Origin of the sequence: Ancrocorticia populi, from assembly GCF_003123745.1 — a bacterium.
Classification (GTDB): Bacteria; Actinomycetota; Actinomycetes; order Actinomycetales; family Actinomycetaceae; genus Ancrocorticia; species Ancrocorticia populi.
Genome location: NZ_QETB01000005.1, coordinates 226,809 through 244,543, shown reverse-complemented (window position 1 = coordinate 244,543; position 17,735 = coordinate 226,809). Strand labels below are relative to the sequence as shown.

Annotated in this window: 17 protein-coding genes; all 17 read right to left on the bottom strand. The window is 59.0% G+C overall.

Annotation, left to right across the window (positions count from 1 at the left end):
* Positions 1-14: 14 nt before the first annotated feature.
* Positions 15-482, bottom strand: coding sequence for a GNAT family N-acetyltransferase (locus tag DD236_RS10350; RefSeq protein WP_109094315.1), 468 nt, complete (start codon positions 480-482; stop codon positions 15-17).
* On the bottom strand, positions 479-1,408 hold the full coding sequence (locus DD236_RS10345; protein ID WP_109094314.1) for an RluA family pseudouridine synthase: 930 nt from the start codon (positions 1,406-1,408) through the stop codon (positions 479-481). Before DD236_RS10345 ends, DD236_RS10350 begins: the two co-directional genes overlap by 4 nt.
* Positions 1,398-1,895, bottom strand: a complete 498-nt coding sequence (gene lspA, locus DD236_RS10340) for a signal peptidase II (RefSeq protein WP_243410289.1) — start codon at positions 1,893-1,895, stop codon at positions 1,398-1,400. The genes DD236_RS10345 and lspA overlap by 11 nt, the downstream gene beginning before the upstream one ends.
* 63 nt (positions 1,896-1,958) lie before the next feature.
* Positions 1,959-2,540, bottom strand: coding sequence for a DivIVA domain-containing protein (locus DD236_RS10335; RefSeq protein ID WP_109094313.1), 582 nt, complete (start codon positions 2,538-2,540; stop codon positions 1,959-1,961).
* Between the two features lie 124 nt (positions 2,541-2,664).
* Entirely contained in the window at positions 2,665-2,958 is a 294-nt protein-coding gene (locus DD236_RS10330; protein ID WP_109094312.1) for a YggT family protein, read from the bottom strand.
* A 1-nt stretch (position 2,959) separates the two neighbouring features.
* Entirely contained in the window at positions 2,960-3,382 is a 423-nt protein-coding gene (locus DD236_RS10325) for a cell division protein SepF (RefSeq protein WP_109094311.1), read from the bottom strand.
* Positions 3,383-3,452: 70 nt separating this feature from the next.
* Positions 3,453-4,223, bottom strand: a complete 771-nt coding sequence (locus tag DD236_RS10320) for a purine nucleoside phosphorylase YfiH/LACC1 family protein (protein ID WP_109094310.1) — start codon at positions 4,221-4,223, stop codon at positions 3,453-3,455.
* 120 nt (positions 4,224-4,343) lie between these two features.
* Positions 4,344-5,516 (bottom strand): cell division protein FtsZ, encoded by a 1,173-nt coding sequence (gene ftsZ, locus DD236_RS10315; RefSeq protein ID WP_109094309.1) that lies wholly within the window; start codon positions 5,514-5,516, stop codon positions 4,344-4,346.
* Positions 5,517-5,658: 142 nt separating this feature from the next.
* Complete coding sequence (locus tag DD236_RS10310) at positions 5,659-6,705, bottom strand: cell division protein FtsQ/DivIB (protein WP_109094308.1); 1,047 nt, start codon at positions 6,703-6,705, stop codon at positions 5,659-5,661.
* The gene (gene murC, locus DD236_RS10305) at positions 6,702-8,069 is read right to left on the bottom strand and encodes a UDP-N-acetylmuramate--L-alanine ligase (protein ID WP_109094307.1); all 1,368 of its coding nucleotides are present in this window, start codon (positions 8,067-8,069) and stop codon (positions 6,702-6,704) included. Before murC ends, DD236_RS10310 begins: the two co-directional genes overlap by 4 nt.
* A gap of 4 nt (positions 8,070-8,073) precedes the next feature.
* Complete coding sequence (murG, locus tag DD236_RS10300) at positions 8,074-9,183, bottom strand: undecaprenyldiphospho-muramoylpentapeptide beta-N-acetylglucosaminyltransferase (RefSeq protein ID WP_109094306.1); 1,110 nt, start codon at positions 9,181-9,183, stop codon at positions 8,074-8,076.
* 1 nt (position 9,184) lies between these two features.
* Positions 9,185-10,432, bottom strand: coding sequence for an FtsW/RodA/SpoVE family cell cycle protein (locus DD236_RS10295; RefSeq protein WP_243410288.1), 1,248 nt, complete (start codon positions 10,430-10,432; stop codon positions 9,185-9,187).
* On the bottom strand, positions 10,425-11,900 hold the full coding sequence (murD, locus tag DD236_RS10290; RefSeq protein WP_109094304.1) for a UDP-N-acetylmuramoyl-L-alanine--D-glutamate ligase: 1,476 nt from the start codon (positions 11,898-11,900) through the stop codon (positions 10,425-10,427). The genes DD236_RS10295 and murD overlap by 8 nt, the downstream gene beginning before the upstream one ends.
* Complete coding sequence (gene mraY, locus DD236_RS10285; RefSeq protein ID WP_109094303.1) at positions 11,882-12,967, bottom strand: phospho-N-acetylmuramoyl-pentapeptide-transferase; 1,086 nt, start codon at positions 12,965-12,967, stop codon at positions 11,882-11,884. Before mraY ends, murD begins: the two co-directional genes overlap by 19 nt.
* A complete protein-coding gene (locus tag DD236_RS10280; RefSeq protein WP_109094302.1) occupies positions 12,968-14,368 on the bottom strand; it encodes a UDP-N-acetylmuramoyl-tripeptide--D-alanyl-D-alanine ligase in 1,401 nt (466 codons plus the stop codon).
* A complete protein-coding gene (locus DD236_RS10275; RefSeq protein ID WP_243410284.1) occupies positions 14,365-15,876 on the bottom strand; it encodes a UDP-N-acetylmuramoyl-L-alanyl-D-glutamate--2,6-diaminopimelate ligase in 1,512 nt (503 codons plus the stop codon). The genes DD236_RS10280 and DD236_RS10275 overlap by 4 nt, the downstream gene beginning before the upstream one ends.
* Positions 15,869-17,728 carry a peptidoglycan D,D-transpeptidase FtsI family protein gene (locus tag DD236_RS10270; RefSeq protein WP_109094300.1) on the bottom strand — a complete coding sequence of 620 codons (1,860 nt, stop codon included), beginning with the start codon at positions 17,726-17,728 and terminating at the stop codon, positions 15,869-15,871. The genes DD236_RS10275 and DD236_RS10270 overlap by 8 nt, the downstream gene beginning before the upstream one ends.
* Between the last annotated feature and the right edge of the window lie 7 nt (positions 17,729-17,735).

Below are 17,735 nucleotides of genomic sequence, written 5' to 3'. Positions count from 1 at the left end.
GCCCGTCCCACACGTTATTCACCAGTGGATGAGAGACTCACCTCTTGCGCCATGTCCTCATGCCAGATTCCCGCATCAAGATAACGTTTTCCGCTCACGACACCGTAGCCACACGCCCGGTAGAACCCCATCGCCTGTTCCTGCGAAGACAGTTCGATCCGTACCCGCCCAAGGGTATCCGCGCAGCGCTCCAATGCAATCTCACGGGCGCGGTCCATAAGCTCCCGGCCCACGCCCGTCCCACGTGCGAGTCCCGAAACCGCCACCCGCCCGATATGGCAGTGACCGGCTTCTTCCGGGAGGATCCGCAGTGTCCCCACGTCCTTGCCGTCCACCACGGCAAGCAGGTGGATAGTTGAAGGGGCGGTATCAAGCTGATCCACCTCTTCGTCTAGGGGGACCTGCTGCTCATCAACAAATACCGCAAATCGGATCGCCCAACACCGTTCCAACTGGGCACGGGTGGTCACTAGCTCGATCATCGATATACCCCCTCACGCATCAATTCCAAGCAACGAGTCAGCTCCGGAGGATAATCCGAGGAAAATTCCACCCACTCCCCCGTTCCCGGGTGCAGGAAGCCCAAAGATACGGCGTGCAACCACTGGCGATCAAGACCCACCTTGGCGGAAAGCGTCGGATCCGCCCCGTACATCTCGTCTCCCACGCAGGGGTGCCCAATGCCAGACATGTGTACGCGGATCTGATGGGTGCGGCCCGTCTCAAGATGAACCTCCATGAGGGATCCGCCAGCCATGGCCTCGATGGTCTCGTAATGCGTAATGGATCGCCGTCCATCAGCGCGAATGCCCATCTTCCACTGGTGGCGGTGATCGCGTCCGGTCGGGGCGTCAATTGTACCGGCGATAGGATCTGGGTGCCCCTGCACAAGTGCGTGGTAGATCTTCTTAACAGTCCGGTCACGGAACGCCTGCTTCAGCACGGAGTATGCCCATTCCGATTTGGCAACCACCATGCAGCCGGACGTGCCGACATCCAGCCTATGGACGATGCCTTGACGCTCGGGCGGCCCAGAAGAGGCGAGCTGGACACCCTGAGCCATGAGCGCGCCGAGTACATCCGGACCCTCGAAGTTGAGCGATGGGTGAGCGGCGAGTCCGGCGGGTTTGTTGATCACTACGACGTCGTCGTCCTCAAACAAAACCGGCAAATCCACCAAAGTGGGCTTCGGGCGGACTACAACCGGATCCGGCACCACTACTTCGATAACTTGGCCTTCAATAAGGCGCTCTGACTTCGAAGTTGGTACGCCATCCACTAGAACCTCTCCGGAATCCACCAGCTTCGCGCAAGCGGATCGGGACAGGCCGGTCAATCGAGCCACCACGGAATCAACGCGATCCCCAACAAGCCCGTCGGGAACCGGATAGAACCTCCTATCCGGCATCCGCGTCCTCCTCCGGCTCCGGAACGCTCCGGAACGAGAAACCGATTAGGAGGATAACACCGATAACTAGCGCGGCGTCGGCAACGTTTCCGATGAACCAATCAGAGTAGGCCATGAAATCCACGACGTGACCGCGGAACGCACCTGGTGCGCGCACCAGACGATCAATCAGGTTACCCGCAGCGCCACCCCAGATGAGGCCAAGGCAGATTGCCCAAGGTAATGACGGGATCCGTTTGATGATAAACGGTATCGCGATCACAACGATCGCGGCGATGATTGTGAAGATGATGGTGGAATCCGTGCCGAGGGAGAAGGCTGCGCCTGAATTGAAAAACAGCTGGAATCCGAAGAAATCTCCTAGGACTGAGACACGTTGGCCGCTAGTGAGGGCAGACAGGGCCCACTGCTTTGTCAACTGATCCAGCAGGACGGTCGCTAGCGCAATCGCGCTGGCCCACAGTAGCCGCTTCTTAGAATCGCTCACTTCTCTCCTGCATCCACGACGAACGGCGGTAGCTCATGCTACCGCCGTTCGATTTAAAGACTCTTAGCCCTGAAGGCCATCTGCCCCGTTTTGCCCTACTTCCACGTTGCTGAGCAACGACTCCAAGTAGCTCTTGAGGCGTGTGCGGTAATCCCGCTCGAAATCGCGCAGCTCGGAGATCTTCCGCTCCAAGAGGCCACGCTCCTGCTCCAAAGCCGTCAATGTACGGTTGTACTGGTCCTGAGCATCGCCGAGGATCTGCTCGCTTTGAGCGTTCGCCTCCGAGATGATGCGATCACCTTCAGCCTTACCCTCACTCACGTGCTTATCGTGCAGCTCCTGAGCCATCGCAAGGAGACCAGTTGCCGATTCAGCATCGTGGGTCTGTGCCGGGAATGACGCAGTGGACGTTGCAGAATCGGGTGCAGGCGCAGCTTCACCGGATCCACCCTCGAGCTCAGTAGCCCGAGCCTGAGCTACCTTAAGCTGATTCTCCAGCTCGGCCTTATCCTTCGTGAGCTGGGCGATCGACTCGGCAACCTCATCGAGGAAAAAGTCGACTTCGTCCTGATCGTAGCCTTCTTCAAGCGACCTAGGCTCCTTGAAGCGCATATTGACGACGTCATGTTCCGTGAGCAGCGCCATGAGTGTTCACCTCTATGTTCTGAGTCAAGTTTCTTATGTGGCCCGTTTGAGTCACTTATAGGGAAAGCGTACCTGAAAAATGTGGCAAGTGTTCATGTAGTGATTAAAGTTGAGCGCGTCGTGTCTACATATAAGACAAATAGACGAATATCCGCTGAAGGAACTGGACGCCAATGAAGAGCAGCAGGAAGCCCATATCGAACTGGACAGCCCCCAGTCGCAGCGGCGGGATGAACTTTGCAAGGAACCGCAGAGGTGGGTCCGTTAGAGCAAAAACACCATTAGCTATGACTAAAAGCGCACCTGACGGCGCCCAATCTCTAGAAATATTAACGACAAGGTCGATAATAATTCGCGCCACGAGGACAATCGTATAGAGCCCGCACGCGAGCGCGAGCAGCGTGAAAAGTGTTCCCATATTAGAAAGCTGAGGATTCCTCGGAATGGCTCGTTTCAACAGTGACCTGATGCGGCGTCATGAGAAACACATCATTGGAGATCTTGTTCACCTTGCCGCGTAGGCCGTAGCACACGCCCATGGCGAAATCGAGAATGCGGCGGCGCTCTTGGTCTGGCGCTGCCGTCATGTTCAGGATCACCGGGATCCCCTTGCGGTATGGATCAGCAAACTCCTGACCGCCATCAATGGACTTCGGCCACACCGTGATGATACGTGCGATGTCTCCACCCGATGCGACTGGCCGAATCGGAGTAACATCCGCTTCCTGCTCGTCATCGAAGTAATCTACATCCGCGAAATCGTCTTCGTAATACTCATCCTCGTAACCGTCCTCCGCAATGGAGGCCTTGTTCACGAGCCGTTGGAATGCGTTCTTAGCCATAACTTTCCCTCTGCCAGTTCAGTTCCTGCAATTTTCAAGGTATTAGACCCGCCTTGCAACCATGGCGAGGTTAGCTAGGTGTGTCGCGAAAAACCTGCACTATGCCAATAAACCGGCCCGTCTTATTCGCGGTCTGGCTAGCACGGCGATACGAGAAGAAATCGGGCGATTCGCGAGTACAGATGCCCGTGTTGATCACATCCGCTACGCCCAAGGAGCTCAGCTGTGCGTGAATCCCCGCCGGGATATCGATTGAGGGCGTGCCCCAACTCGTGTTGCTGGCCGCTGCTTCCTCTATGCGCCGCGACTCCTCGCGCATCGGTTCGGGAACCTCGTAGCAATTTCCGCAGATCGATGGCCCAATGATCGCCGTGACGCGCTCTGGGCGGCCGAGCTTCGAGATAGCCACACCCACGATTCCGCCCATGAACCCTGCCCTACCCACATGAACGGCCGCAGCTGCAGGGGCATCGCTGCGAACAAGGAGGAGCGGGACGCAGTCCGCCACCATGACGCAGGCGGCCTCTGTTGAGGGGGCATGTGCGGGGACTAGGTGAGGTTCGGCGAGAATAAGGCCGTCGGTCCGCTCGAGGGTTTCACCGGGGCGCGCCTGGCCGATGCACGTGCCGTGCACCTGATCCATCCATCCGGGAAGCGCGCCGATCTCTAGAGCAAGGAGCTGCCGGTTCTGGTGGACAGATTCGGCGTGATCACCCACGTGGAAACCAAGGTTAAGGCTGGCAAACGGGCTGGCGGATACTCCTCCCAGCCTACTCGTGAAGCCCGCGCGCACTCGGCCCTCAGGAACTCGGCGGTCAACGGTCCACGATACGAGGTTCATCGGTTCCCCATCGGTGTACGGATATATGTGTTGGTGGCCCGCGCCAACCGGTGCGGGCCACCTGAAGTCAGACACCCGAGGATGTCCCATCGGCGCTGGTGCGCCGAAGGCTAATTTTCCCTAGTTCTCCTCAAAAAGGAACAGGGGAATGTCTAGATCGTTTGTTTCCCGTGCGGGAGCATCTTCCTCTACAACCGGCGGGACCGCGGGCGCATCCGCAACGGGGCGTGCCGGCGTTGCCACCGCAGGCTCCTCGCGCTTGGCAGCAGGCTGTTCGGCGGAGGCCGCCGGGGCCGAAGGCACCGCCTGATGGGTTTGATGCTGGCGAGGTTCGCGCACCAAGTGATCGATGTGCTCGTCGAAGCCGGCAGCAATCACCGTCACACGCACTTCGTCGCCAAGCGACTCATCAACGATTGTTCCGACGATGATGTTGGCGTTGGGATCAACGGATTCCTTAACGAGCCGTGCAGCACCGGACATCTCCTTCATAGAGAAGTCAGCCCCGGCCTGGAAGGAGAGAAGAACTCCGTGGGCACCATCGATGCTGGCCTCAAGGAGCGGCGAAGAGATGGCGTTCTCGGTAGCCCGCATCGCACGGTCTTCACCGCTAGCAGCACCTATTCCCATGAGCGCTGTACCCGCGTCCTTCATGATGGCCTTAACATCAGCAAAGTCGAGGTTAACGAGACCCGGGATCGTGATGAGATCCGAAATACCTTTGACCCCAGACCTCAGCACGTCATCTGCCAGATGGAAGGCTTCAATGATGGAGAGGTTATCCTCAGCAATCTCGAGGAGGCGATCGTTCGGGATAACGATGAGCGTGTCAACAGCCTTGCGTAGGGAATCAATACCGGCCATCGCATTGTTGGCGCGCTGTAGGCCCTCGAACTCAAACGGGCGGGTAACAACGCCAACGGTCAGGGCCTCAAGCTCCCGGGCAATCGACGCAACGATCGGAGCCGCACCGGTTCCGGTGCCTCCACCTTCGCCGGCCGTCACGAACACCATGTCCGATCCCTCGAGGGCGGCCCGGATAACTTCAACGTTTTCTTCTGCGGCGCGCTTTCCAATTGCGGGGTCCGCGCCCGCCCCAAGCCCACGGGATACATCGCGCCCAATATCGAGCTTAGTGTCCGCTTCGGACTTCACGAGGGACTGGCCATCCGTGTTCACCGCGATGAATTCCACGCCCACCAGACCGTCTTGGATCATGCGGTCAACGGCATTTACGCCGCCACCACCTACTCCAATCACTTTAATGTTTGCAGCATTGTTCATAGCTGGCATGGGCACTTCCTTTCAGACCTCAAGGAGAACTTGAGGTATTCCGTATCTGACTTCGCGGAAAAGGTAGAGGGAAGTACTGCTCAGTTCAATGACCGGCGCGGTGTGTCGTGCAATTGCCAGTAATCAGGTAGGAAAACTCCCCTCAGCCGGTCACCGGGGCGCTGGGCACAGAGACATCGTAGCTGGAGGCTCCCTGCGTCATGAGAACCGCTAGTACCTCCGCCTTGAACTCGTTGTTCTCTGAGCGCCCCCAAGTCACTTCGGCACCATCCTTCAGCTCTAGGGTCATTTGAAGGGCCTCCCCTACGGAGATGGATTCGACCTGGCTGCGTGTATCTGGTTCAAGGGAATCAAGCACATCGATCATTTTCGTGGCGGCCTCTCCAGCTGCATCTTGCCCTTTCGCGAGGCTAAGATGCGGGAGCTCGCTGGTTGCCTCCTCGGAAACGGGGATCCTCACGCCCTCGGCGTCGATTGCCACGCAGGTCTTGTCTTCGATCAGGCACGCGATCGGTTCTCGCAGGCTCAAGGTTACGTTCGCGCCGTTGGGAAGCTTCCCACCAACTTGAACGCTCTCAATGAGTGGGAATGTGCTGACTAGCCCCTCTTCAATATCTCCACTAGGAAGCCGGAGTACCGGCGCCCCCTCCCACTGAGTCATTGCTTCCTGCACCTGAGACGCGGTGAGGTCCGCCTGCGAATCGAGACCGCTCACCTCCACCTTGTCCGCCTTCAATCCAAGAAGGGGGGAGAATAGCAGGGCCCAAACGAGGATGACAACGGCGAGAATGCCTCCTCCGATTATCGCTGCTCGCTTAGCGATGAGCTTTCGCCGCTCAGCCTGCTTTTCCACGCGCCGTGCCGATAGCTCAGTCCTCTGGGGCGCCTTCCTTCTCCGGCGCGGCAGCCGCAACTTCGGAGCCGTCACCTTAGGGCGGCTTTCCTTCTTCGCAATCTCCGAACTGGCCTTGTGCTCAGGCTCCTCCGGGCTGGGCGTCGAAGCAGGTGTTCCCCACTTTCCCACCACAGATTTCGCCACACGCTGAGCTTCATCTGGGCTAAGTTCCGAGGTGGGCGCCGCATCTTGCCGGGCGCGCTGGACGGTCTCCCGGCTTATCTCCCCGCCCTCGTGCCGCTCGCTCGTGACGCCGAGGCTGTGCGGCTTCCTTGGCTGCTTGGGAGCTCTCATCGGTGCGCGATTCTCTCGAGGATCACCGGGCCTAGCTCAGTCACGTCACCCGCGCCGATTGTCAAGATCACATCACCCGCGCTAGCCACATCTGCCGCGTGGGCCGCAGCTTCTGCCCGATCCTCTACAAATTCGCCCCCGGCCATTAGATCCGAAATAAGGCTGCCTTCAACGCCCGGAATCGGATCCTCACGTGCAGCGTAGACGGCCGTGACGATGGCCCGATCGGCCAAGGAGAGCGCCTGAGCAAACTCCGCCGCGAAGTTCTGGGTTCGCGAATAAAGGTGCGGCTGGAACAGAGCGATCACACGGCCCTCGCCCGCGTATTCCCGTGCAGCCATCAGCGTTGCCTCAACTTCAGTCGGGTGATGGGCGTAATCGTCTATCACGGTGATCCCATCGGCTTCGCCCCGCTTCTCAAACCGGCGTCCGGTCCCGGAGAAGCTTGCTAATGCGCGCGCCACATCTGTCCCGGGGTATCCCAGCTCCGTGGCCGCTGCCCAGGTCCCCGCTGCGTTGAGGAGGTTATGTGCTCCCACAATCTGCAGCTCTACGTCATAGGATCCAGTCGAATCACTGAATACACCCCGGGCCCGGCCGCCGCTATGAGACTCCTCGCTGATCCGCACGTGACGCTCCGCCGTGCTCAACCCCTCGCCTCTGCCGTATGTCACGAGGCGAATTCCGGCCGTTGCGGCGCTAGCCGCCAACCGTGCCGCCCCGGGATCGTCCGTGCACGCAACCAGAAGGCCGCCGGGCACGAGCCGATGGGCGAACTCAACAAAGGCCTCTTCAAATGCCTGAGCTGTGCCGTAGTGATCAAGATGATCGGGCTCTACGTTGGTGACAATCTCCAATCGAGGTGAATAGTTCAGGAACGAGGCGTCTGATTCATCCGCCTCCGCAACGAAAACCGAGCCGCTTCCCCGATGTCCGCCAGCCCCAATCCCTGTCACCGTTCCGCCAATCGCCCACGAAGGATCGCCCTCCAATTCTCGGAGCACTGATGCGAGCATCGCAGACGTTGTTGTTTTTCCGTGTGCACCGGCAACCGCTACGAACTGGCGTCCACGCGAGGCCAGCGCGAGAGCTTCGGACCTGTGCATAATGCTCTGTCCCCGCATCCTCGCGATGGCGAGTTCCGGGTTAGATTCGCGAATGGCCGAGGAGGTCACCACCGTTGCATCTTCTGGAACGTTACTTGCGTCCTGCCCGATAAATACGTTGATTCCAAGACCCGCAAGATAGTCCGTTGTGGTGCTCGCTTTGGCATCGGAGCCCGAGATGTTCTGGCCTTCAGCAAGAAGAAGTTCGGCGACGACGGACATTCCCGCCCCACCGATTCCAATAAAGTAATAACCCAACGGGCTACCTCCCAACTTTCAGCACAAGATCGGCGAGCTTCTCCGCGGCGTCCACGGGGCTGACACCCCGGGCAGCCTCACCCATTCCCGCGAGCTTCTCAGGGGCGGCGAGGAGCGGGATAACCTGCTGGGTCATTACCTGAGCGTCAAACTGTTTGTCGCGGACTAGGAGTGCGCCACCGGCTCGGATGGAATCCGCCGCGTTCAGCTCCTGTTCGCCATTCCCGATGGCGAGTGGAACGAAGAACGCGGGGATACCTAGCGCGCTCAGTTCTGCCACGGTTCCCGCTCCAGAGCGGCACAGTACAAGGTCCGCTACGGCGTAGGCATTCTCCATCTCGGACAGGTAATCAAGTACGTGGTAATCAGGCATGGACTCAGTGGCCTGACGAATAGCTCCATCTTTGCCACGGCCCGTGAGGTGAAGCACCTGAACATCCGCGAGAAGCGGAAGGCACTGCTCAACCACTTCGTTCAGGTGCTGTGCCCCGAGCGATCCCCCGGTAACCACGAGCGTTGTCTTATCCGGGTCCAGCCCGAGTTTCTGTGCCGCACTCACGCGAGCCCCACGAGGATCGGTCAAACGCTCCCAAGCAAGCTCTGCGATTGCGGGACGCAACGGTAGGCCAATAGCCACAGTCTCGCCATCTCGCGCCTTAAGGGAGGTAGAGGGAAACGTCAGGGCTACCACCTTGGCGAACCGTGCGCCATAGCGATTGGCTAGCCCCTGCTTCGCATTCTGCTCGTGAATGATCACAGGGATGCCCCGGCGCCTAGCCGCGAGATACATGGGAGTGGAGACGAAGCCTCCAAAGCCCACCATCACATCGGCGTTTCTGTTGGTCAAGATCTCGTCCGCGTGCGATACGGCCGCGCGGAACCTGCTTGGGAAAGCCAACATGGCTCCATTTGGCCGGCGTGGAAACGGCACCTTCTCGATTGTGTCCAGTTCGATTCCCGCCGCAGGGACAAGATCAGTCTCTAAGCCCTCAGGGGTTCCGACGGCACTCACCTCGACACCTCGGCCCTGAAGCGCAATCGCCGTGGAGAGCAAAGGGTTCACGTGACCAGCTGTTCCCCCTCCGGCTAGAACAGCATGAATAGTTTCACTCATTTCACTTTCCCCTCTTCAATACGGCACGGGCACCTTCAGCGATGGATCCGTGGACCTTAAAGGAATCGCGTACACCCGGAACAGATAGCATTGCGGACACACTGACCCCGATCCCTAAAAGCGCCGCGATCACCGCGGTTCCGCCTTGGGACATGAACGGCAGTGGGACTCCAAAAACCGGCAGCAGCCCTGTCACTACCAGCATATTGGCGAACGCCTGTCCGCAGATCCAGACGGCAACAAGGCCCACGAGGATTCGGCCAAACTTGCTGGGGTGGTTCATGCTTACTCTGATGAGGCTCCACGCCAACAAAAGGAACATACAGATAACAAGCGCGCAGCCACCCAAACCGAGTTCTTCACCAACCACGGCGAAGATGTAATCGGTTTGCGCTTCTGCAAGGTTACCGGGCCATTTCTCAGCACCTGTTCCGAGGCCCGATCCGCCAATACCTCCCGAGCCAAATGCCCACAGCGCGAAGTCCGGTTGGGTGGGATGCTGCGAGTCTGGCATCGCAAACAGGTTTCCCACGAAGTCAAAGACACGGGTGCGCCGAGAGTCCGAGATAGCCACGAGGAAGCCGGCCATCACCATGATCGGTGCCCCGATCACCACGAAGTAGCGGCCTGGCATATCGGCAAGCCAGAAGGCTCCCGCGGCGATGAGGATGAAAATCAGGCCAGTTCCCAAATCGCCGCCCAACATGACACAGATGAAGGCGGCACCGGCCCCGATGCCGCTCGGCACCATGTAATCACGCCAACCCCGATGTTCGGCATGAAGTTTGGACAACTGGGCGGCCAGCCACACAATGGTTGCCACCTTGAGAAGCTCGGACGGCTGGAGCTGGACCCCACCAATCTTGATCCAGTTTTTGTTGCCTCCCACGCCCACACCAAGCGGGGTCAGAACTAACGCCTGAAGCAAAATGCCCAGTCCAAACATCCAGTTGGCGAGGCGTGAATACCAGTGCACGGGGATGAAGGAGCAGACACCCCCAACGGCCACACCAACCAGAGACAATATGAGGTGTGTATTGGCCGTGCGAAAGGCCCCAATTGACACGCTTTCGGCATCCCTAATGCCGGCTGGAGCCGTGGCAGAGTAGACCATGACCAGGCCAAGGGTTAGCAAGACAAATGATGCAATCAGAGTGGAGATAACCGATTGGCGCATGATGTCACGCACCTCGGATTCACCCGTTGCCCGGCGCAGCCACGTTATACGGGAAGATTCACCATCAGCCACGTATCCTCCGAACCGCATCCGCGAACGCGCTCCCCCGGGCTGCATAGGACGTGAATTGGTCCATAGAAGCCGATGCGGGAGCCAGCAACACCGTTGCTGGCTCCCGTGCTATCCGATGAGCAGCCTGAACGGCTTCCCCCATGGGATCGATCGAATCTGGCGCAATCCACTCCACTGGGAGGTCGGTACCCTCTAGGGCGTCCCGCCAGGGTTCCTGATCCTTCCCAATCACGATCACCGCTTGGAGCTTCTCGCGAACTTGATCCACCAAATCGTTGAATCGCGAGCCTTTTGCTTGCCCTCCGGCAATCCAGACCACCGATGAGTCCGCGCAGCCCATGATCGAGGCGCGTGCGGCGTGTGCGTTGGTTGCCTTGGAATCATCCACGTATGCAACGCCATCCACAGTGTCGATTAACTCGATCCGGTGGTGTCCCCCCTGGAAGGAGGAAAGGGCAGCGCGGATGGCCCGCGGTTCAACACCAGCGCTGCGTGCCAGCGCCGCCGCTGTAAGCGCGTCCCACACGATATGTGCCGGCAACTCAGTGCCACTGGGCGCGAGGTGCTCCAGATCGGAGAGCTCGAAAAGCTCCACACCCTCGTTCCATCGCGCCGTTCCGAATGCTCGATCCACAGCGATATCGTTGACTAGGCCAACATCGCCCACTGATGGAATACCAAGGGTCACGCCAACAGCGCGGGCGCCCTCAACCACATCGGCACCATCAACCATCGATTGAACACTCGAATCGCCAACGGGATAAACGCACGCGACCTGAGTGTTTTCATACACCCGAGCCTTTGCACTCCAGTACGCCTCACGGCTCCCGTGCCATTCCAGATGATCGTCGGCGATGTTAAGACAAGAGGCACCTATTGGTGAGACGCTATGGGTTGTTTTGAGCTGGAAAGACGAAAGCTCAACCGCAAAGGCGCGTGGTGCATCCTGATCCAACCGGGTCACTTCGGCTACTGCGGGTGAACCCACGTTGCCGATCGCTGCACCAGAAAGGCCCGCGTGCTGAAGAATTTCTGCCAGCATGGACACCGTGGTGGTTTTGCCATTCGTGCCGGTGACGCAGAGCCACGGAGCGTATGCTCCTTCTCTCGCCGCGCGGAGCTGCCAAGCGAGCTCGATCTCGCTCCACAGCGGGATTCCCGCATCCTCAAGAGTGGTGAAGAGAGGGCTGACCTCCCGGATGCCCGGGGCGAGGATGACAATGTCGGGTTGCCAGCGAAGGATCTCGTGAGCGAGTTTCACGGGATCTTCGTCGCTACCGGAGCGATCCACGCCGATCTCTAATGAATCGATGGCTTGTACGCTCGAATCCCACGCGCTCAGTATCGCGCCCGTGTGCTCGGACAGAGCCTCGAGACTGGCAACACCTGATTTCCCCAATCCGAGGATCGCGACCCGACGGCCGTTAAATGATTCTGCCGCGGGGATGTTCACTGCTGGGCCAGCCATTCAGCGTAGAAGATGCCCATGCCCACCACGGCGAAAAGGGCAGCAACGATCCAGAACCGGACCACGACGGTGACTTCCTTCCACCCCTTCAGCTCGAAGTGGTGATGGAGCGGCGCCATTCTAAAAATGCGCTTTCGCGTGAGTTTAAAGAATCCCACTTGGATAACGTCTGACATTACTTCGAGGAGATACACTCCGCCAATGATGATCGCGAGGAACTCGGTGTGGGTGAAGATGGACAAGCCCGCAAATGCGCCACCCAATGCGAGTGAGCCAGTATCTCCCATAAAGATCTGGGCGGGAGAAGTATTCCACCAAAGGAAGCCAAAGCATGCTCCAAGGACTGCGGCGGAGAATATCGCGAGGTCGCGCGGATCGCGAATGTCATAGCAACCCGGGCTTGCGCCAAGCACACCCTGACATGCCTGATTTGACTGCCACGTGGTCAAAATCGCGTAGGCGCCAAAGGCGACCATCGAGACTCCGGTGGCCAAGCCATCGAGGCCATCCGTCAAATTGACAGCGTTAGACCAGGCCGTGATAAGAAAGTTCGCCCAAATAACGAAGAGTACAAGCCCAATACCAGCGCCCCAAAAGGCCAAGTCTAGATTGGAGTCTCGGATGAAGGACAGCCTAGTTGAGGCGGGCGTCCTGTTATCCGCGTTCCTGAACTGCAGCGCCAAAACCGCGAACGTAATGCCAATGGCGGCCTGCCCGATGATCTTGGCCCACGGCGTCAGCCCCTCGGACTGTTTTTGCCGGATCTTCGAGAAGTCATCGAGAAAGCCTATGGCTCCAAGCCCAACCATGAGAAAGATGAGGAGAAGGCCCGAAGCGTTCGGGGCACGGCCAGAGGTTAGGTTAGCGATGCCGTAACCGAGCACGGTGGCCAAGATAATGATAAGGCCGCCCATCGTAGGCGTTCCGCGCTTCGTGAGGTGAGTTGTTGGCCCATCTTGACGAATGAACTGGCCATACTGGCGGGATACTAAGAACTTGATGAGGAGAGGGGTTCCTGCAAGGGAAATAATGAGGCTAACTGCCGCCGCAATCATGATCGCTAGCATCTAGGACTCCTTCCCAAACATGGCGTCCGCTACTCGCCACAGCCCAGATCCGTTCGAACCCTTGAGTAATACTGCATCTCCAGCCTGAAGCAGGTGACGCAGTACCCCGATGGCCTCTTCGGGACTCGCCGCACTAAACACGTCGATTCCCTCCGCAGTAGCAGCTACATCAAGAGTATGCGAATCCCCCACGCATATCATGATCGCTACGCCGGCGTCCTTTGCCACTTTCGCGAGCGCCGCGTGCTCGTCGTTAGTTGCATCCCCAAGTTCTAGCATGGCTCCGATAACGGCGATGCGTCGCCTTTCCCGGCCCAAGTGCCCGAGGGCAGCAAACCCTGCCCTCATCGAATCAGGATTTCCGTTGTATGAATCATCGATAAAGGTGATGCCGCTAATCGTGCGCACGTCCATACGGTGGGGGCTTGCAGGACCCGTTGTGGAAAGCACGCGAGCGATAGTGTGGAGGTCGATCCCCATAACGAGGGCCACTGTTGCCGCAGCAAGGGCATTGGAAACATGGTGGGCGCCCACCAGTCTGAGGTTTACGCTTTCACGCCCCACTGATGTGACAAGGGTGAAGCTTGCACGCCCAGCGGGATCCACGCGGACTGACTGAGCGGAGACATCTCCGTTTCCAGACGGTGAAAACGTGGTGACAGGACCCTTTGCCAGATCCCTCATCCCGAAAACGCGAGGATCGTCCGCGTTGAGCACAACGGGACCCCCAGCGCGAGTTCCCACCACCAGCTCGGACTTGGCCCGCGCTACGTTCTCAATTCCGCCAAATTCTCCCAGGTGGGCGCGCGCGACGATTAACACGGCGCATATGTCCGGCGGCGCGATACTCGTCAAGTATTCGATGTTGCCAATGTGATCGGCGCCCATCTCCAGCACCAGAGTGGCCGTAGACTCGTCAGCCTTCAGAGCCGTGAGGGGTAAGCCCAATTCATTGTTAAACGATCCTACGGGAGCAATGATCGGCCCCCGAGAGGCCAGAATCGAGGCCAGCAAATCCTTCGTGGTTGTCTTACCCACTGAACCGGTGATAGCCACAATCTTAAAATCGGGGCGGCCCGTTGCCCGGGTACGCTCAAGGTTAGCGCGCGCAAGATCTCCGATTGCCCGCTGAACGTCGGGTACCACGATAATCTGATCATCCTGCACACCACTCTGAGCTGCCGTAGCCGGGTCGCTGGTCAGTACCGCCACGGCACCCGCCTGAAGAGCATCACCAGCCAGAGCGGCGCCGTCCACACGCTCCCCCTTGATGGCGGCAAACACTGATCCCGGCTCAATGGTCCGAGTATCAGTGCTCAAGTCAGTCACAAGGGACTCACCGGAACCGGCGAACGTCCCGTGAACATCCTCCACCAACTGTCCAAGAGTTACGGCAATCACGCTGTCTTCTCCTCTGGGTCAACGTCCCGCTCTGCCAGAGCGCGGCGCGCTTCAACCCGATCATCCAGTTCAATCTTCTGGCCAGCAACTTCTTGAATCGTTTCGTGGCCTCTGCCGGCAAGGAGAATTGTATCGTCTGGGTGCGCCCGAAGAATTGCCTCGCGGATGGCGAGACGCCTATCAGCGATTTCCTCGATCTGCGCAGAATGCCCCTTCGCCCCCGAAAGAACTCCGGCGCGGATGACACCCGGATCCTCGTCGTGAGGATCGTCATCTGTAATGATGCCAACATCGGCAAGCCTGCCAACCGTAGCGCCCATGGCCGGGCGCTTACCCTTGTCACGTTCACCGGCGGACCCCGTTACAACGATGAGCCGCCCCCTAGTTGTTGGCCGCAGCGCAGTGATGGCCTTGGCAAGCGCATCGGTATTATGTGCAAAATCCACGATTACGCGCGGACGGGAGGAAATGGACTCCATTCGCCCAGGCACCTTCGGGTCCACAGCCTCCGGAAGCTCGGCCGCCGAAACCCCGCCCACCACGGCCATCGTGGCCGCCAGCGCGGCATTTGCCACGTTGAACTTCCCGGGTAGGGAGGTGGAAAAACGCAGGTGCTGGCCCGCATGGCTCACTAGGTCGATTGCAGTGGCCTCGGGCCGCTCCTCGATCTCGGCCAGATCCCATCCTTGAGCGCCATCCGGTAACGGCGATGTGAGCGCCAACGCGTACACATTCTCCGGTCTCAGCGTAGTCCTAGAGAGGTGCCAGAGACGTAGGCCCCATTCGTCGTCGGTACAAATAACAGCCTTTTCACACCGCATCGGCGTAAAAAGGGAAGCTTTCGCCTCAAAATAATTCTCTAGAGTGTGGTGGAAATCTAGGTGGTCCTGCGTAAGATTCGTAAAACCGGCGACGGAAAAGCATACCGGATCCGTGCGGCCCTGAGCCAGAGCGTGCGAGGAAGCTTCCATTACGAGGTCTGTGCCGCCACGCGAAACGAGGTCCGCCAGAACCCGCTGCAAGTCCGACGGCATCGGGGTGGTGAGCGCGGCTGGAATCTCGGACCCGGCAAGCCGTACAGCCACCGTCCCAATCAACCCGGTGGTTCGCCCCACCTTATTGAGAATATCGTCCAGCATGAAGGCGGTAGTGGTTTTCCCATTTGTCCCCGTGATGGCAAAGGATGTCAGGGATTGCGCCGGATTTCCATACACTTCGGCGGCGATCTCCCCAAGCCGCGCCGCAATGTCTGGGACCACCAGGAGCGGAGGAACCGTGCTCATCTGTTCGGTGATGATTTGCTCGCCCTCAGCATCCGTGGCGATCGCAACGGCGCCGCTAGCAACCGCGCCTTGTGCGAACGTAGCGCCGTGAACGTGCAGCCCCGGAACCGCGGCGAAGAGGGCGCCGGCTGGCACGGCGCGCGAGTCAGACGTCACCTCGGTGATCGTTGCCCCGCCCACGCTCTTCCCACCGGAAATCTCGGCTAGCCTAGCGAGCTCAGTCATTGTCCACATCCTCTCCCGGATACCACTGTAAACGCACGAGCGGCTCGGTTGAGGGAGGAATGCCCAACTGGCGCACCGCGAACGTTGTCACATCCTTAAATACTGGGGCAGCCACATCACCGCCGTAGCCAGCACCCGATGCGTCATAGACAGCCACGGCAATCGCGATCTGAGGGTCCTCAGCCGGCACAAGGCCAACGAACGTTCCCACGCGCCTCGTCAGGTTACCGTTTTCGTCTGGCACCTGCGCCGTACCAGTTTTTCCGGCGATATTGTAGCCGGGCACCTTGGCTCGCCAGCCCGTGGATTGCGAATCCGTGACAGCCTGCATCATCTCGATCATGGTATCGGCCGATTCGGGGGAAATCACCTGTTCGGATTCCTCGGCAACAGTGGGATGCTCGGTTCCATCGGCGTCTGTGACGGTATCCACGATGTGCACTGGAGCCTTCACGCCGCCATTACCGATCACGGAAACCATCTGCCCCAGCTGCAGCGTAGTGGCCGCCCATGCTTGGCCAAACATCGTGGTGTAGTGAGTGCGGTTATCCCACGTAGACGGATCGTGCAGGATACCCGCCGATTCCGCGGGAAGTTCAATGCCCGTCTTGGAGCCAATCCCGAACTTCTTCATGTAATCGAACCGAGTATCATCCGAGATCGTATCGCCGATCTGGATCAAGCCCGTGTTGTAAGAAAGCGCAAGGATACCCGCCACGGTCATGTCCTCAGTGGCGTGAGTTTCGTTGTCCTTGATAGTTTCACCGTTGGGCATAGTCAGCGTCGAGGAGACCGTGAACGTGGAGAGCGGTTCTACCTTCCCTTGGTCAACCGCGGCCGCGAACGTCATAAGCTTGCCAGTCGAACCCGGCTCAACCGGAGCAGACACCGCCCGCGAGCCCCAGTTCGAGGAATCCGTGTCAGAGAGGTTTGATGGGTCCGGGGTATCAGAGTCCGCAAGGGCCAGAACGCTACCGGTCCCGATTTCTATAACGACGGCGGACGCCCACTTTGCCCCCTGATCCTCCACCGTCTTATCCACGGCCGTCTCGAGGTTATCCTGCAAATCCCTGTTGATCGTCAGCATCACGTCGGAGCCGTCCACGGCCGGAGTCTCGGATCGATCCCCGTTGGGGAGAACCGCCCCTCCAGCTATCTGGACGCTCAGCTCTCCATCTTCACCAGTTAGGACATCGTTGAGCGAGCGCTCGATTCCCGCCTGCCCCTGAGCGGTCTCAACAGTGTCATCATCCGTGGCCTCGCCGGTCAGCCCGGTGTAACCCAGGACGTTGCCCGCGACCTTTCCGTTGGGATATTCGCGCTTCATGAACTGCTCCGGTTCAATGCCGGGGATACGGAGCGCGCGGATCTCGCGCCACAGTTCGGGCGAAATGTCTTTCTTCAAGTACACGAACGTGCGCTTTTCATCCCCGCCAAGAAGCTTGCCACCAAGCTCTGCCTCATCCATGTCCAGAAGCGGCGCTAACTCCTTGGCCGCGGCAGCTGCGCCCGTCCCAACCGGGACAACCTCGCCCGATTCGTCTTCCTCATACTTGATGTATTCGCCAATGAGCTTCTGGTTAACTGCAACATTGTAGCGTTCAACTGACGTTGCCATTACAGCACCCGATGAATCCACGATGCTCCCCCGCCTGGCTTGGAGCGTATAGGAACGGGTACGAAACTCGGCTGCCGATTCAGATAAGTCATCTGCTCGCACACCCTGCAGGTCCACCAGGCGGATACCCAGCACGATGGAGCATACAAGAAAAACCGTCAGCAACATCCGCAGCCGGCGGCTGTGAGTGGAGGGAGCCTTCAACCTAGCTGATAGAGATTGATGATCTGCCATGGATTAC